Genomic DNA, 15,962 nt, shown 5'->3' with positions numbered 1-15,962 from the left:
CTCCTACAGGATTTATGGGGTCTTTCTTACCCTCGATCGAGGGCTAGCCCAAGCCCCAGCTGGCGCGACAGGCACGGCCAGCGTTTCCACGCGGCTTCGGTGTCCGGGCTGCTCAGGCGGTCGCGGTAGGCTTCCACGGATTCCAGCTCGAAACTTTCTTCATCCAGCAATTGATCGACCGCGTGATGCACCGCTTCGTCCAACTGGTTGGCGAACGACTCACCAATCAACTGGTGGGCGATAACGCTGGCGACCACGGTATTGGACGGGATCAGCGGGCGGGCGAAATGCTTGATGTACAGATCATTTACTTCCTCAACCAGCCGATGCGCCAGATAGGCTTCGTCCAGCAGACTGTCGAGTCCTTCGTGGCCATCCATGATGGCGGGTGGTGCCGTGAAGAAGTGCTCGGCGATTTTCAGCACCGGTTTGATCTGCCCTTCGATACCCGCTTCGACGGCAACCTCATGAGCGGCGTCCAGCAAGTCTGGCACCAGATCGATATAGGCAGTAACGAAGCGCGTCAGTACACCTCGCGCATCGACTTCCGGCAGATGAATGGCCGGGTGCAGGTGAGGCAACTGAGTTTCAAGTTGTCGCAATAGCTGGCCTGTCTCGGCCTCGTGCTGATGGGCACGCTGTATCTGCTCGCGCAAAGCGGCGGTGTTCATGAACGCTCCTGAAGGCGTAAAACCAGGGTATGGAAAGGGGAGACCATACGTTAGCCTGCTTGAACGAAAGGCTAAGACGTATTTGTCATAACAACTTCACATATATGTGTATTGGCTATTAAAAACGCCATTTGCGCCAAGATTGCCTCTTAAATTTTCGAGGCAGCGCATGAGTCGCGACATTTTCCGGATTTTTCCAGCGCGTTGCACGCCTCCAGTGCCTGTCTATACTCGGTTTTTGGAGGGCGCTGGTAGTGATCTGGCTCCTTTGAGGATTGTAGAGTTTCTACCGCGCCGCCCACTCGGTACGCCACGACATGGCGCGCATTACATCATCAGGTCGACTGTATGGGTATGAATACCCCCCGGTTTTTAAAGTCTCCAGTCATCCGCCTGCTGCTGGTGGTTATCGTGATGTTTGCCTTTGGTTTTGCCGTGGTTCCGCTGTTCAATGTGATGTCCCAGGCATTTGGTATTCATGGCCGAGTTGGCGACGATCATCAGGGTTCTCAACGGATCGATGGAAGCCGTCAGGTGCGGGTCAAGTTCCTGTCGTCCAATGCCGTGGACATGGCGTGGGGCTTTTACCCTAAAGCTGGTCAACTGGAAGTACATCCTGGCGCCGTTAACGACATGTGGTTCGTCGCCCAGAATCCGACCGACCAGCCCATGACCGCTCAGGCAGTGCCAAGCATCTCGCCAGGTTCCGCAGCAGGGTATTTTCACAAGACCGAATGCTTTTGTTTCACGCAGCAAGTGCTGCAGCCGGGCGAACGCGTCGAAATGCTGGTGCGCTTCATTGTCGACTACGACTTGCCCAGGGACATCGAGCAACTGACGCTGGGTTACACCTTGTTCAACGTTACCTCCAGCAAAACACCTGCTTCGAAAAGCGGCGGCTAGCTGCTGCGGGAAGCATGAATACGTCTCGTCGCCCTGGCGATCTCTTCCTGATTCGGGCGTGCGTGCTGTACCGTGGCACGCACTTGCAACCTGCACTCCGCTACCACAAGAACACTCACTGCTGATCTCATGACTCGAACCCAGAAAATCGTCTTCATCCTGGTCGCCCTCGTCGCTTTGATGCTGGGCTTTGCCGTCAATCGTGCGTTGTCGGGCAAAAGCTCTGGCGACCAGACGGCGTTGATTGATGCAGGGATCATTCTGCTGCCACAGAGCCGCAAGCTGCCGGACCTGACCATGACCAATCAGGATGGTCAGCCAGTGCAGCTCAACGGTTTCAAGGACAAGTGGACACTGCTGTTTTTCGGCTACACCTATTGCCCGGACATTTGCCCGACCACCCTCGCCCAGCTGCGTCAGATCAAAAGCGAACTGCCCAAAGAGACGTTGAGCAAATTGCGAGTGGTACTGATCAGCGTCGATCCCAATCGCGATACGCCTCAGCAGCTCAAGCAGTATCTGGGTTATTTCGATAAGAATTTCGTGGGGTTGACGGGCAGCGTGCCAGACATCCAGAAGCTGGCCAACGGAGTGAGCATTCCATTCATCCCGGCTGATACCAGTAAACCGGGCTATACCGTGGACCACAGCGGCAACCTTGCTTTGCTCGGGCCAGACGGCAATCAGCGCGGGTTCATTCGCGCGCCGTTCAACAACCAGAAGCTGCTGGCGCAGTTGCCGGGGTTGCTGGAGCGAGAGTGAGTTTGCAGCGCATGGCAGGGACTGTTTTCTGTTGGAGCGAGTGGGCGGCAATCCGACTTGCCCGCGAAGAAACGATGGCACGGTCATTCTGATAGACCTGAGGCGCTTCATTCGCGGGCAAGCCTCGCTCCAACATGATCTGCAAGTCGCGGTGATTCAGCTTAAAAAGCCGGAACCACTGCACCTTTGTACTTCTCGGCGATGAACGCTTTCACTTCCGGGCTTTGCAGCGCAGCAACCAGCTTCTTGATGGCGTCCGCATCCTTGTTGGCTTGAGTCGTCACGAGAATGTTGGCGTAAGGCGATTCGGCACCTTCGATGATCAGCGCGTCTTTAGTTGGATCAAGTTTGGCCGACAGCGCGTAGTTGGTGTTGATCAGCGCCAGATCTACCTGAGTCACTACGCGAGGCAGGGTTGCAGCTTCCAGCTCGCGGAACTGCAGGTTTTTCGGATTTTGCAGCACATCACTCGGTTTGGCGAGAATGCTGGTTGGGTCTTTCAGCGTGATCAAACCGGCTTTGGCCAGCAGCAGGAAGGCGCGGCCTTCGTTGGTGGCATCGTTAGGCAGCGCAACGTTGGCGCCATCCGGCAGCTCTGCAAGGCTCTTGATCTTGTCCGAGTAAGCGCCGAACGGTTCTATGTGAACCTTGGCGACGCTGACCAGATCGGTGCCTTTACCCTTGTTGAATTCATCCAGGTACGGCTGGTGCTGGAAGAAGTTGGCGTCCAGACGGTTCTGTGCGACTTGCACGTTAGGCTGCACGTAGTCATTGAAGACTTTGATCTGCAGGTCCACGCCTTCTTTGGCCAGCGTCGGCTTCACGAATTCGAGAATCTCGGCGTGCGGTACGGCACTGGCCGCCACGGTCAGGGTTTCATCAGCGTGCGCGGACAACGCAGCAACAGCGGCAAATACGGCCAACAGCTTCTTCATACATCAACTCCTTTGAGAGCCCGCCATCCCGGCGGGCTATTGCCGATTGGAATCGGCCAAAAACTAGCGGTGGGAAAAGTGCGCGACCAGTTTGTCGCCAATGGTTTGCAGGATTTGCACCAGTACCAGCAGCAATACGACCGTCACAAACATCACATCGTTCTGGAAACGCTGGTAACCGTAACGAATCGCCAGATCACCCAGCCCGCCCGCGCCGACAGCGCCCGCCATGGCGGTGAACGACACCAGCGCAATGGCCGTAACGGTGATTGCTGCGAGGATGCCGGGGCGTGCTTCAGGCAGCAGCGCCTTGACGATGATCTGCCGCGTGGTGGCGCCCATGGCTTGGGTCGCTTCGATGATGCCGCGATCCACTTCACGCAACGCGGTTTCCACCAGACGAGCGAAGAACGGAGTCGCGCCCGCGATCAGCGGTGGCAAGGTGCCGAGGATGCCCAGTGTGGTGCCGGTAATGATCTCGGTTACGGGCATCATCACGATCAGCAGGATGATGAACGGCAGAGCCCGCAGCAAGTTGACGATCACCGCCAGCACTGAGTACAGGCCTTTGTTTTCGAGCAACTGGCGTGGCGAAGTGAGGAACAGGATCACACCCAGTGGCAGACCGAGCAGCACGGTAAAGCCCAGAGACACGACGAGCATGTTCAGGGTGTCGAGGGTGGCGACCCAGATCTCGGCCCAATCGACGTTGGGGAATAAAGTCAGTAGAGCGTCCATCAGCGCAGCACCTCCATATGAACATCCGCGGCGGTGAAGCGAGCGAAGGCGGCGTCTATGTCGCCGCCGGTGATGGCAAGGGTCAGTTGCCCGTAAGGCGTGTCCTTGATGCGATCAATGCGCCCGGCCAGGATGCTGTAATCCACGCCGGTTTCTCTCGCGACAGTGCCGAGCAACGGCGCGTAGGTCGCCTCGCCCTGGAAGGTCAGACGCACAATGCGGCCTTCGACGTGGGCGAAGTCATCGCGCTGTTCGTTTTCATCGATCTGCTCGTGTTCCTGAACAAAGCGCTTGGTAGTCGGATGCTGCGGGTGCAGAAACACATCGGCGACCTTGCCCTGCTCGACGATAACCCCAGCGTCCATCACCGCAACGTGATCGCACACGCGACGGATCACATCCATTTCGTGGGTGATCAGGACAATGGTCAGCTTCAGCTCGCGGTTGATCTCGGCCAGCAATTGCAGGACCGACGCAGTCGTCTGCGGGTCCAGGGCGCTGGTCGCTTCATCGCACAGCAGGATTTTCGGTTTGGTCGCCAGAGCGCGGGCGATGCCGACGCGCTGCTTCTGCCCACCGGAGAGCTGCGAAGGGTACTTCTTCGCGTGGTCGGACAGGCCAACCCGGGCCAACAGCTCTGCGACCCGCTGATCGATCTCGGCGCGGGACATATCACCGGCCAGGGTCAGCGGCATGGCGACGTTATCGGCCACGGTTTTGGAGGACAGCAGATTGAAGTGCTGGAAGATCATCCCGACCTGCTGGCGGAAACGCCGCAAGCCGTTGGCATCAAGAGCGGTGACGTCTTCGTCGTCGACGATGATCTGTCCGCCGCTTGGGGTTTCCAGGCGGTTGATCAGGCGCAGCAGAGTGCTTTTGCCAGCCCCTGAATGGCCGATCAGGCCGAACACCTGACCGTCTTCAACGCGCAGGCTGGTAGGGTGCAGGGCCGGAATTTCCTTGCCTGCCACCCGATAGGTTTTATGGACGTTATGAAACTCGATCACTTAGCGAACCTTGTGGGGGCGCGGTAAAAATTCAGCGCAGCGGCAGGAAATGCACTGGCTGATTGGCGTCGGCTGGATAGGCCGGGCGCGCATTTTAGCCTGTCCGCCGGAATCGATTTAGCATTTATTTCATAACAGACCTATGTAAATGGAATAAGGCGATGGGTGGTTTTGAAATGCAGGTTTTTGTAGGAACAGCCGAAGGCTGCGAAGCGTTTTACCCATCACATCGCCTTCGCAGCCTTCGGCAGCTCCTACAGCCCTCCGGCATCCCTTGACCACCACCCGCCAGATCTTCATAAAAAACACGGAACGCCTGTCTATCTCCTCAGTCACTTTCTTAGCGCCGTGAATTCCCCGAGCTCGATTTCCGGGGATTTCTGCCTATAAGCCCGATGCCTGTGATGGCTAAAGGGCAGCCTGTAATTGAGGAGTTTTTGTCCAATGGCTACGAAGAAACCAACGAACACGCCAGACCCATCAAAAAGCGAGCTCGCAGGAACCGACACCCCGGACCGCAGTAACACCAACGCCAAACTGGAAAGTCTGGAGCAGTTTCGCTCTGACGCGACCCAGCAAGCGCTGCGCACCAACCATGGTGTGAAAGTCTCCGACAACCAAAACACCCTGAAAGCCGGTGACCGCGGTCCGTCGCTGCTTGAAGACTTCATCATGCGTGAAAAAATCACGCACTTTGACCATGAGCGTATTCCAGAGCGCATTGTCCATGCCCGCGGTACTGGCGCGCATGGTTACTTTCAGGCTTACGAAGATCACGCCGCGCTGACCAAAGCGGGCTTCCTGCGTGATCCTGCCAAGCAAACCCCAGTGTTTGTGCGCTTTTCCACCGTGCAAGGCCCGCGTGGTTCCGGCGATACCGTCCGTGACGTGCGTGGCTTCTCGGTAAAGTTCTACACCGATGAAGGCAACTACGACCTGGTTGGCAACAACATGCCAGTGTTCTTCATCCAGGACGCTATCAAGTTCCCGGACTTCGTTCACGCGGTCAAACCAGAACCGCATAACGAAATCCCGACTGGCGGTTCCGCTCACGACACCTTCTGGGACTTCGTCTCGCTGGTGCCTGAGTCCGCGCATATGGTGCTGTGGACCATGTCCGACCGCGCCATCCCGAAAAGCCTGCGTACCATGCAGGGTTTCGGCGTGCACACGTTCCGCATGATCAACACCGAAGGCAAATCGACCTTCGTGAAATTCCACTGGAAGCCTAAATTCGGCGTTTGCTCGCTGGTATGGGATGAAGCGCAGAAGCTGGCCGGTAAAGACACCGACTTCCACCGCCGCGACCTCTGGGAATCCATCGAAACCGGTGATTACCCTGAGTGGGAGCTGGGCGTGCAGATCGTCGCAGAAGAAGACGAGCACAAGTTCGACTTCGATATTCTGGACCCGACCAAAATCATCCCTGAAGAGTTGGTACCCGTGACGCCGCTGGGCAAAATGGTGCTCAACCGCAATCCGGATAACTACTTCGCTGAAACCGAGCAGGTCGCGTTCTGCCCAGGTCACGTTGTGCCGGGTATCGACTTCTCCAATGATCCGCTGCTGCAAGGTCGTCTGTTTTCCTACACAGACACCCAGATCAGCCGTCTTGGCGGGCCGAACTTCCACGAAATCCCGATCAACCGCCCTATTGCGCCGAACCATAATGGCCAGCGTGACGCTCAGCACCGCACCACCATCGACAAAGGCCGTGCTTCCTACGAGCCGAACTCGATCGACGGCGGCTGGCCGAAGGAAACCCCGGCTGGTCCGGTGGATGGCGGCTTTGAAACCTATCCGGAGCGCATCGAGGCGCACAAGGTTCGTCAGCGTAGCGAATCGTTCTCCGACCATTTCTCGCAAGCCACGCTTTTCTTCAACAGCATGAGCCATGCCGAGAAAGAGCACATCATCGCGGCGTACAGCTTCGAGTTGGGCAAGGTCGAGCGCGAATACATTCGTGCACGTCAGGTGAACGAGATTCTGGCCAACATTGATCTGGAATTGGCGGGCCGTGTCGCTGCCAACCTCGGTCTGCCTGCGCCAACGGCTCCAACCGTGCCGTCGAAGAAGCAATCGCTTGCAGAGTCCCCTCTGCTCAGCCAGATGAACCTGCTATCCGGCGATATCGTGTCGCGCAAAGTGGCGATTCTGGTGGCCAACGGCGTGGACGACAAGGCTGTAGCAGCCATGAAAGCCGCGCTGGAAGCTGAAGGTGCTCACGCCAAGGTGCTTGGTCCGACCTCTGCGCCGGTGAAAACCGCCAGCGGTGCGAGCCTGCCGGTTGATGCCTCCATGGAAGGCTTGCCGTCGGTAGCGTTCGACGCAGTGTTCATTCCAGGTGGGGCTGCTTCGGTGACTGCACTGAGTGGTGACGGCGTCGCGTTGCACTACGTGCTCGAGGCGTACAAACACCTCAAGGCGATTTCAGTCAGTGGTGAGGCCAAACAGATCATCGATCTGCTGCATCTGGACAAAGATGCGGGGCTGCTGGAAGTGTCTGACAGCAAGTCGTTCAAGCCTTTCTTCACCGCGATAGCCCAGCACCGGGTCTGGGATCGCGAGCCGAAGGCTAAAGCGATTCCTGCTTGATACGAAAAGGCGCCATGGATGGCGCCTTTTTACTATTGTGTGGAAACGAATTTCCGTAGGACCGGCTTTAGCCGGGAGGGCTTTGGTTCAGGCGCTACATCTGCTGCGCTTGAAGTGCAGTCCTCCCGGCTGAAACGGAGCGCCGCCCGGCCGATCCTGCCGCTATGCGGTGTGTCAGATAGAACCTCTCGTGAACAAGTTCACTCCTACCGGGATTGCATCCGGAGGCTTATTGCTGTGCTGGCTTAAGAACCACTGTCGCCGTCTCATTGCGCTCAATCTTGCGGCGCAATTCCAGCTCAAAATCCGGATTGATCTTGTTTACCCGTTTGGTCAGCAATGTGGCCAGCCATGGGTAATCGTCTGTGCGTGGCACTTGCAGCACAACGATGCAGTTGAACGCCACTGTATCCGCAGCGATCGCATCCAGTTGGCGACGTAATTGCGCCATATCGCCGATCTTAAGCTTGATAGTCGTACTTTCTGCCGACGGATCAATCAGTTTTGCAACACGTTTGGCTTCAGCCGCTTTCAACTCCGCTTCGGCCTGATCCAGTTCGGCCTTTCGGGCATGGGCGATTGCGCCGTTGACGCCACTGGTCAGTGCGGGGGCTTTGGGCATCAAGGCTCGTGCTCGGCTCAAGGCCGTGGCTGCTGCGTTGACGTCGCCCTTCTGCAAGCCAATCTGGCTGCGGCTCAGATACGCTTCTGCCAGACGACGCTGGAACGGTTCAAGACGAATGTCAGTCGGCGCTGCAGCTTGCAGCTTGGCCAACTGATCTTCGGCAGTGGCCAGCTCATTGCTGGTAATGCTCTGTTCGAGCTGCGCGAAGCCGTCTGCCTCAGTTGCGGGCACGGGCGCTTCGACTGTCGGCGCGCTTTGACAGGCTGCCAACAGGACAGAAAATGCGGCAAGCAACAGATAACGGGATGCGAACGGCTTCATTCCTGCGATTCTCTAATTGCGCAAAAAACGAGCAAGTCTACACCGCTCGTTTGGGTAGGACAAAACTCAGCAGAAACAATGCCGCTGCTGAAACCACAATTGAAGGCCCTGCCGGGGTGTCCTTGAACCAGGACATCGACAGCCCCAGACACACGGCCACTATGCCCAGCACGCTTGCACCGAATGCCATCTGCTCTGGCGAACGGGCGTGACGCTGTGCCGCAGCTGCCGGAATGATCAGCAGCGATGTAATCAGCAGAACGCCGACGATTTTCATCGCCACGGCGATCACCACCGCGATCAACAACATCAGCGCCATGCGCAAGCCTGCGACGGGCAGGCCTTCGACCTTCGCCAGCTCTTCATGCACGGTAATCGCCAGTAGTGGGCGCCAAAGTGCTATCAGTAATACCAGCACTGCCAGTGATCCGCCAAGGATCCAGACGAGATCATCAGGGCTGATCGCCAACAAGTCGCCAAACAGATAAGCCATCAGGTCGATGCGCACATCGTGCATGAAGCTCAGCACCACCAGCCCAAGTGACAACGTGCTGGGTGCAAGAATCCCCAGTAGCGTGTCCGAGGCCAATGGCTGACGTTGCTGCAAGGTCACCAGCAGGATTGCCAGCAGCAGGCAGCCGACAGTCACTGCAAGCGTCGGGCTGACATCCAGCAAAAAGCCCAGCGCTACACCCAGTAACGCCGCGTGAGAAAGCGTGTCGCCGAAATAGGCCATGCGTCGCCAGACCACGAACGAACCCAGCGGTCCTGCCACCAGTGCCAGGGCCAGGCCGGCAAGCAAGGCGTAAAGAAGAAAATCAGCCATGCTTGCAGCTGTCTCCGTGAACATGTGTATGAGCGTGGCCTGCCGGATTGGCGGCCTCTTCAACGACTTCGCCATGCAGGTCATGGGCGTGATCGTGATGGTGGTGATAAATCGCCAGGCTCTGCGCGTTCTTGCCAAACAGCTCGACGAACGCTGGGTCGTGGCTGACCTGTTCCGGATGTCCGGAGCAGCAGACGTGGCGGTTCAGACAGACCACTTGATCCGTGGTGCTCATCACCAAGTGCAGGTCATGGGAGACCATCAGCACCCCGCAGCCATGACGGTCGCGCAGGCGGGTAATCAAACTGTAAAGCTCGGCTTGCCCGGCAACGTCAACGCCTTGTACGGGCTCATCCAGCACAAGCAGTTCAGGTTCGCGCAGCAGCGCGCGAGCCAGCAGAACGCGCTGCATCTCACCGCCGGAAATGCTTTGCAGTGGGCTGTCGATAACCTTCTCGGCCCCGACTTCAGCCAGCGCTGCCAACGCGGCCGCACGGTCCACGCCGGGCACCAGACGCAGAAAGCGCAGCACTGACAGCGGCAGCGTTGGGTCGACGTGCAGTTTTTGCGGCATATAGCCAACGCGCAGCTTCGGTTTACGCCAGACACTGCCGGTGTCCGGTTTAAGCAAACCGAGCACCGCACGCACTAGCGTGGTTTTACCCGCGCCGTTGGGACCGATTAGGGTAACGATTTCCCCAGGCTTGACGCTCAGATGGATGTTTTCCAGCACGTTCTGCCCGGAAAGGGCGACGCCAACGTGCTCAAGCTTGATCAACGCGGTGCTCATCAGGCGGCCTTGCAGCCGGAACACACCCCGACGATTTCCACGGTCTGGCCTTCGACCGCGAAGCCGACGCCAGCGGCCGCAGTGATCACGGAATCGCTGATGGCCGGGCTTTGCAGCTCAATGGCGGCGTGGCATTCACGGCAGATCAGGAACTGGCCCTGATGCACGTGAGTCGGGTGGTTGCAGCCGGTGAAGGCGTTCAGCGAAGCGATACGGTGCACGAGGCCGTTTTCCAGCAGGAAATCCAGCGCCCGGTAAACGGTAGGCGGCGCGGCACGGCGACCGTCTTCTTCACTGAGCACGGCGAGGATGTCGTATGCGCCCAACGGCTTATGGCTCTGCCAGACGAGCTCCAGCACGCGGCGGCGCAGGGCAGTCAGGCGCAGGCCTTTCTGGGCGCACAGCGTGTCGGCTTCGGAAAGCGCGGTATGCACGCAGTGGGAGTGGTCGTGAGGGCGACTGGCCAACGGTGTAATAGGCATGGGCGGCGACGATATTTGCTAGAGACGTTATTATGTTACCCGTTCTAGCCTTCTATGAGTGGCCCACGTGTACCGTCTTTTTGCTCTATTTGTCGCTTTATCCGCAAGTTTGCTGACAATTTCCCCGGTTCAGGCCGATGTCCGCGTCCTTACCAGCATCAAGCCATTGCAGCTGATTGCTGCGGCTGTACAGGACGGTGTCGGTACGCCAGAGGTGCTTTTGCCGCCTGGGGCATCGCCGCATCATTATGCTTTGCGGCCATCCGACGTACGGCGGGTACAGCAGTCCGATCTGCTCTACTGGATCGGGCCGGACATGGAAGGCTTCCTGCCGCGTGTCCTGAAAAACCGGACCTTGCCGGTCGTTGCAGTGCAATCGCTGCCGGGCCTCAAGTTGCGCCACTTCGGCGCAGACGGCGCGTCACACGACGAAGAAGATCACGGTCACGACCAGCCTGACCACGATCATCGGCCTGGCAGCCTGGATGCGCATTTGTGGTTGTCGTCGGTGAATGCCCGGGTGATAGCGGCGAAAATGGCCACTGACCTGAGCGCTGCCGATCCCACCAACGCGGCGCGGTATGCGAGTAATGCCAAGGCGTTCAATGCACGCCTGGACGCGCTGGATTCACGAATCAAAGGCCGTGTGGCCGGTATCGCTGGCAAGCCGTACTTCGTTTTCCATGAAGCCTTCGATTATTTCGAAGACGCTTATGGCCTCAAGCATGCGGGCGTGTTCAGCGTCGCTGCCGAGGTTCAGCCGGGTGCTCAGCATGTCGCTGCCATGCGTGCGCGGCTGAAGGAAGTGGGCAAGACCTGCGTATTCAGCGAGCCGCCTTTGCGTCCGCGTCTGGCCGAAACCCTGACGGCCGGATTGCCCGCAAAACTGGCTGAGCTGGATGCGCTGGGCGGAGAGACCCCCGCAAACGCGACCGGGTATGAGCTGCTGCTGAACAAACTGGGGGATGATCTGGTGGGGTGCCTGGAGTCGCTTTGAAGTCGGTCGGTAGTTTTTGTAGGAGCTGCCGAAGGCTGCGAAAGGGGTGTGTCAGCATTGCCAATTCGCAGCCTTCGGCAGCTCCTACAGGTTCTCGGCATACTTATTGGCGGCGCCGGACCTTTGGAGCTTTGTGGATTTACAACGCAAACGGCAGCGGCAAATGCGTTTCCTGCCGTTGTTCCAGACGCTTCTGGAACTCCATCGGATCATGGATCAGCACGTCTTGCCCTGCATTGGATTCCGCTGCAATCAAACGTGACAGCCAGAAACGCACGCAGCCAATGCGCAGCATGGTTGGCCACAGTTCGGCTTCGGCCGCTGTGAACGGGCGCAGTCCGGCGTAGGCACCCAACAAGGCCCGACCGCGTGGCGCGTCGATCTTGCCCTCTTCGTCCGAGCACCAGTCATTCAGCGCGATCGCCAGGTCATAAAGCATCGGCCCGGAGCAGGCGTTGTAGAAGTCGATCAGCCCGGTCAGGTGCGTGCCTTCGAACAGCGCGTTGTCGCGGAACAGATCGGCATGCAGATTGGCCTTGGGCAGCGCCATGATCTTCGGCTTCAGGCGTTCGATTTCTTCCAGCGCGGTTTTGAGCAATACGCCGGGAGCCGCCTCCAGATGAGAAATCAGTGTTGCGCCTTCAGCCAGCATCCAGTCCAGACCGCGATCAGTCTTGCGCTCCAGTACCTTGTCGCGGGTCGCCAGGTGCAGATGCCCCAGTAGCTCGCCGATTTGCACGCAATGCTGTGTGTTCGGCACGCTGATGTGCTTGCCGGGCAGGCGTGGTTGCAGCAGCGCCGGTTTGCCCGCCAGCTCGCGCAGTGCCGCGCCGTCCGTGGTGCGCAGGGCATACGGCACCGGTAAATCAGCCTCGTGGAGGGTGTCCAGCAGTTCGATGAAGAACGGCATTTCCTGAACCGGACCGCGCTCCACGAGGGTCAGTACGAACTCACCCTGCTCCAGGCTAATGAAGTAATTGGTGTTTTCGCTTCCGGCGGCAATGCCTTGAAAGTCACGTAGATGGCCTAGCCCGTAAGGGGCGAGAAATGTTTCCAGCTCGGGCCGAGCCAAAGGGGTAAATACGGACATATCAGGGCTGCCAGCAAAAAAGGTGAATGTGGGACCTTACCACTCGAATATTTTCCACGATGGAATCAACATATCCGGTTGGTCTGAACGAATGAAATTGGCGTCTGTACCATCGGCGCGCACCAGAAAGTAAGGTTTTCCGCCTTTCGGGGTGATCTTGATCGCATACAGGAAGCCGTTCTGGCGGTACTCCTGAATGGTCCTGTCACCTTCGGTGCGGATTGTAACGTCCGGGTCTCCTGACGGTGCATCATCAGCTGCAACAGCAATGAGCGGGCAGAGTGTAAACAGGCCGGCCAGCAACAGGCGATTTGTTGTGCGCATGATAACCTTGTCCCTTTGTCGTCAATGGTCCTCGCATTCTAGCGCCGACCCCGCCGAAAAGGTTGATTCTGCTCATGAGCCAAGCTCCCCTCGTCCTGGTGGACGGTTCTTCTTATCTGTATCGCGCTTTTCATGCGCTGCCGCCGCTTGCCACGTCCAAGGGTTTGCCCACGGGTGCCGTGAAGGGCGTGCTGAATATGCTCAAAAGTCTGCGTCGGCAATACCCGGACAGCCCGTTCGCGGTGGTGTTCGACGCCAAAGGCGGCACGTTCCGTGACGACTTGTATGCCGAGTACAAAGCCAACCGGCCCAGCATGCCGGACGATTTGCGCGTGCAGATCGACCTGTTGCACGCCTGTGTGAAAGGTTTAGGTTATCCGTTGCTGTGCGTTGACGGGGTCGAAGCTGACGACGTAATCGGCACATTGGCGCGCAGCAGCGCGGCGGCGGACCGGCCGGTCATCATTTCCACCGGCGACAAGGACATGGCGCAGCTGGTCGATGGTCACATCACGCTGGTCAACACCATGACCGGTAGCGTGCAGGACGTGGCGGGCGTGAAAGAGAAGTTTGGCGTCGGCCCTGAGCACATCATCGATTACCTGGCACTGATGGGCGACAAGGTCGATAACATTCCAGGCGTACCGGGCGTCGGCGAAAAAACCGCCGTAGGCCTGTTGGTCGGCGTGGGTGGCGGCCTGAAAGAGCTGTACGAAAACCTCGAAATGGTCGCGACGCTGCCCATTCGTGGCGCGAAGAACCTGGCCGCCAAGCTCGAAGAGCACCGTGCCATGGCGTTCCTGTCTTACGAGCTGGCGACCATCAAGATCGACGTGCCGCTGGACATCGAGCTTGATCAGTTGCACTGCACCGAGCCTGATCGTGAAGCGCTGCTTGAGCTATACGCCGAGCTGGAATTCAAAAGCTGGATCGAAGACCTGCACCGTGATGCCAAGCGTGTCGGTCTGGAAATCGCTATCGAAGAAGCCCCGGCCCCGGCAGAGTCCCGCTACGAAACCATCCTTGAGCAGGGCCAACTCGACGTCTGGCTGAAGAAGCTCAACGACGCCAAGCTGGTAGCGTTCGTCACCCAGAGCAATGGTCTTGACGCCCAGCGCGCACAACTGGTGGGCTTGTCGTTTGCCGTGCAGACCCACGAAGCAGCCTACATCCCGTTGACCCACTCCTACATGGGCGTGCCGCAGCAACTGGATCGAGATCACGTACTCAAGCAGCTCAAGCCGCTACTGGAAGACCCGAGCAAAATCAAGGTCGGCCAGCACGCCAAGTTCGATATCAATATCCTCGCTAACTGCGCCATTGATGGCGATCAGAGTCAGGGCATTGAGGTTCAGGGGCTGCTGTTCGACACGATGCTGGAATCTTATGTGCTGGATTCCACCGCGACCCGTCATGACCGCGAAAGCCTGGCGCTGAAATACCTGGGCCATGCCGCCGGAAATATTCAGGACATCGCTGGCAAGGGCGTTAAGCAACTGACGTTTGACCAGATTTCTCTGGAGTTGGCCGCGCAATACGCTGCGCAAGAGGCTGACATTACGTTGCGCTTGCATGAAGCGCTTCAGGCGAAGCTCGCTGCGATCCCAAGCCTGGCCCCGGTGCTCAACGAAATTGAAATGCCATTGGTGCCGGTGCTGGCGGGCATCGAGCGGCAAGGTGCGTTGGTAGATGCCAAGCTGCTCGGCATTCAAAGCGTCGAGCTGGGTGACAAGATGGTTGCCCTTGAGCGCGAGGCGTTCGAGATTGCCGGAGAAGAATTCAATCTGGGTTCGCCGAAACAGCTGGGCGTGATCCTGTACGAAAAACTCGGCATGCCGATCCTGAGCAAGACCGCCAAGGGGCAGGCCTCGACCGCTGAAGCGGTGCTGGCTGAACTGGCCGAGCAAGGTTTCCCGCTGCCGACGGTGTTGATGAAGTACCGCTCGATGAGCAAGCTCAAGAGCACTTACACCGACCGCCTGCCAGAGCAGATCAACCCGCGCACCGGTCGCATTCACACCTCTTACCACCAGGCCGTGGCCGTGACGGGGCGTCTGTCTTCCAGTGATCCAAACCTGCAGAACATCCCGATTCGTACCGCCGAAGGGCGCCGCATTCGTCAAGCGTTTGTAGCACCCAAAGGCTACAAGCTGCTGGCGGCGGACTACTCGCAGATCGAACTGCGCATCATGGCTCACCTGGCCAAGGATGAAGGCTTGTTGCACGCGTTCCGTAACGATCTGGACGTTCACCGGGCGACGGCCGCAGAAGTTTTTGGCGTCGAGCTGGAAGCGGTCACTACTGACATGCGTCGCAGCGCCAAGGCGATCAACTTCGGTCTGATTTACGGCATGAGCGCTTTCGGTCTGGCCAAGCAGATCGGAGTCGACCGCAAGCAGTCCCAGGCTTATGTGGATCGCTATTTCGCCCGCTACCCCGGCGTGCTCGATTACATGGAGCGCACTCGCACTCAGGCCGCCGAGCAGGGTTTTGTTGAGACCATCTTCGGTCGTCGTCTGTATTTGCCGGACATCAACGCCAAGAACCAGGCGTTGCGCAAAGGTGCCGAGCGGATGGCGATCAACGCGCCGATGCAGGGCACGGCGGCAGACATCATCAAGAAAGCCATGGTGGCGGTGGACGGCTGGCTGCAAGCGTCAGGGCTGGATGCCAGAGTGATCCTGCAAGTACACGATGAACTGGTACTGGAGGTTCGCGAGGACCTGGTCGAGCAGATCAGCGAGCAAATCCGTCCGCACATGAGCGGCGCGGCGCAACTGGATGTTCCGCTGCTGGTTGAAGTCGGTGTGGGCAACAACTGGGACGAGGCGCACTGATCGATTCGCACACAGGAATCACTGATGACGTGGGACCGGCTTTAGCCGGGAAGGCGGTA

Annotated in this window: 15 protein-coding genes; 5 read left to right on the top strand and 10 right to left on the bottom strand. The window is 58.4% G+C overall.

The window, feature by feature from the left end; all coding sequences use genetic code 11:
• Positions 1 to 26 precede the first annotated feature (26 nt).
• On the bottom strand, positions 27 to 671 hold the full coding sequence (locus H8S59_RS20970) for a hypothetical protein (RefSeq protein ID WP_027897974.1): 645 nt from the start codon (positions 669 to 671) through the stop codon (positions 27 to 29).
• 354 nt (positions 672 to 1,025) lie between these two features.
• Here H8S59_RS20970 and H8S59_RS20965 point away from each other — a divergent pair, with 354 nt between their 5' ends.
• Both H8S59_RS20965 and H8S59_RS20960 read left to right on the top strand, forming a co-directional pair.
• Positions 1,026 to 1,574 carry a cytochrome c oxidase assembly protein gene (locus tag H8S59_RS20965; RefSeq protein ID WP_425504596.1) on the top strand — a complete coding sequence of 183 codons (549 nt, stop codon included), beginning with the start codon at positions 1,026 to 1,028 and terminating at the stop codon, positions 1,572 to 1,574.
• Between the two features lie 129 nt (positions 1,575 to 1,703).
• The gene (locus H8S59_RS20960; RefSeq protein WP_187522676.1) at positions 1,704 to 2,336 is read left to right on the top strand and encodes an SCO family protein; all 633 of its coding nucleotides are present in this window, start codon (positions 1,704 to 1,706) and stop codon (positions 2,334 to 2,336) included.
• A gap of 161 nt (positions 2,337 to 2,497) precedes the next feature.
• On the opposite strand, the gene H8S59_RS20955 is transcribed toward H8S59_RS20960, so the two are convergent.
• The 3 genes from H8S59_RS20955 to H8S59_RS20945 form a co-directional block, all read right to left on the bottom strand.
• Positions 2,498 to 3,271 (bottom strand): MetQ/NlpA family ABC transporter substrate-binding protein, encoded by a 774-nt coding sequence (locus H8S59_RS20955; RefSeq protein ID WP_187522675.1) that lies wholly within the window; start codon positions 3,269 to 3,271, stop codon positions 2,498 to 2,500.
• A gap of 63 nt (positions 3,272 to 3,334) precedes the next feature.
• Positions 3,335 to 4,009 (bottom strand): methionine ABC transporter permease, encoded by a 675-nt coding sequence (locus tag H8S59_RS20950; protein ID WP_095093190.1) that lies wholly within the window; start codon positions 4,007 to 4,009, stop codon positions 3,335 to 3,337.
• The gene (locus H8S59_RS20945) at positions 4,009 to 5,016 is read right to left on the bottom strand and encodes an ATP-binding cassette domain-containing protein (RefSeq protein WP_187522674.1); all 1,008 of its coding nucleotides are present in this window, start codon (positions 5,014 to 5,016) and stop codon (positions 4,009 to 4,011) included. Before H8S59_RS20945 ends, H8S59_RS20950 begins: the two co-directional genes overlap by 1 nt.
• A 444-nt stretch (positions 5,017 to 5,460) precedes the next feature.
• Here H8S59_RS20945 and katE point away from each other — a divergent pair, with 444 nt between their 5' ends.
• On the top strand, positions 5,461 to 7,611 hold the full coding sequence (katE, locus tag H8S59_RS20940; protein WP_187522673.1) for a catalase HPII: 2,151 nt from the start codon (positions 5,461 to 5,463) through the stop codon (positions 7,609 to 7,611).
• A gap of 229 nt (positions 7,612 to 7,840) precedes the next feature.
• Here katE and H8S59_RS20935 read toward each other — a convergent pair whose 3' ends face one another.
• From H8S59_RS20935 to H8S59_RS20920, 4 genes are read right to left on the bottom strand one after another with little or no spacing between them, the layout of a single operon-like run.
• Positions 7,841 to 8,557, bottom strand: coding sequence for a PA5502 family lipoprotein (locus H8S59_RS20935; RefSeq protein ID WP_095093193.1), 717 nt, complete (start codon positions 8,555 to 8,557; stop codon positions 7,841 to 7,843).
• 37 nt (positions 8,558 to 8,594) lie between these two features.
• Positions 8,595 to 9,383 (bottom strand): zinc ABC transporter permease subunit ZnuB, encoded by a 789-nt coding sequence (gene znuB / locus H8S59_RS20930; protein ID WP_187522672.1) that lies wholly within the window; start codon positions 9,381 to 9,383, stop codon positions 8,595 to 8,597.
• A complete protein-coding gene (znuC, locus tag H8S59_RS20925; protein WP_095093195.1) occupies positions 9,376 to 10,173 on the bottom strand; it encodes a zinc ABC transporter ATP-binding protein ZnuC in 798 nt (265 codons plus the stop codon). The genes znuB and znuC overlap by 8 nt, the downstream gene beginning before the upstream one ends.
• Positions 10,173 to 10,655, bottom strand: coding sequence for a Fur family transcriptional regulator (locus H8S59_RS20920; RefSeq protein WP_095093196.1), 483 nt, complete (start codon positions 10,653 to 10,655; stop codon positions 10,173 to 10,175). Before H8S59_RS20920 ends, znuC begins: the two co-directional genes overlap by 1 nt.
• A 67-nt stretch (positions 10,656 to 10,722) precedes the next feature.
• Between H8S59_RS20920 and H8S59_RS20915 the strand changes: the two genes are divergently transcribed.
• Positions 10,723 to 11,652: a zinc ABC transporter substrate-binding protein gene (locus H8S59_RS20915; RefSeq protein WP_343073075.1), complete on the top strand. Its 930-nt coding sequence runs from the start codon at positions 10,723 to 10,725 to the stop codon at positions 11,650 to 11,652.
• Between the two features lie 139 nt (positions 11,653 to 11,791).
• On the opposite strand, the gene H8S59_RS20910 is transcribed toward H8S59_RS20915, so the two are convergent.
• Positions 11,792 to 12,742, bottom strand: coding sequence for a homoserine kinase (locus tag H8S59_RS20910; RefSeq protein WP_187522670.1), 951 nt, complete (start codon positions 12,740 to 12,742; stop codon positions 11,792 to 11,794).
• Positions 12,743 to 12,778: 36 nt separating this feature from the next.
• Positions 12,779 to 13,066 (bottom strand): DUF2782 domain-containing protein, encoded by a 288-nt coding sequence (locus H8S59_RS20905; RefSeq protein ID WP_095093199.1) that lies wholly within the window; start codon positions 13,064 to 13,066, stop codon positions 12,779 to 12,781.
• 74 nt (positions 13,067 to 13,140) lie between these two features.
• On the opposite strand from H8S59_RS20905, the gene polA reads away from it, so the two are divergent.
• Entirely contained in the window at positions 13,141 to 15,903 is a 2,763-nt protein-coding gene (polA, locus tag H8S59_RS20900) for a DNA polymerase I (protein WP_187522669.1), read from the top strand.
• Positions 15,904 to 15,962: the final 59 nt, after the last annotated feature.

The organism is Pseudomonas folii, assembly GCF_014357575.1.
Taxonomy (GTDB): domain Bacteria; phylum Pseudomonadota; class Gammaproteobacteria; order Pseudomonadales; family Pseudomonadaceae; genus Aquipseudomonas; species Aquipseudomonas folii.
Note: the sequence above shows the minus strand (reverse complement) of the source record. Positions and strands in the feature narration are given on the sequence as shown.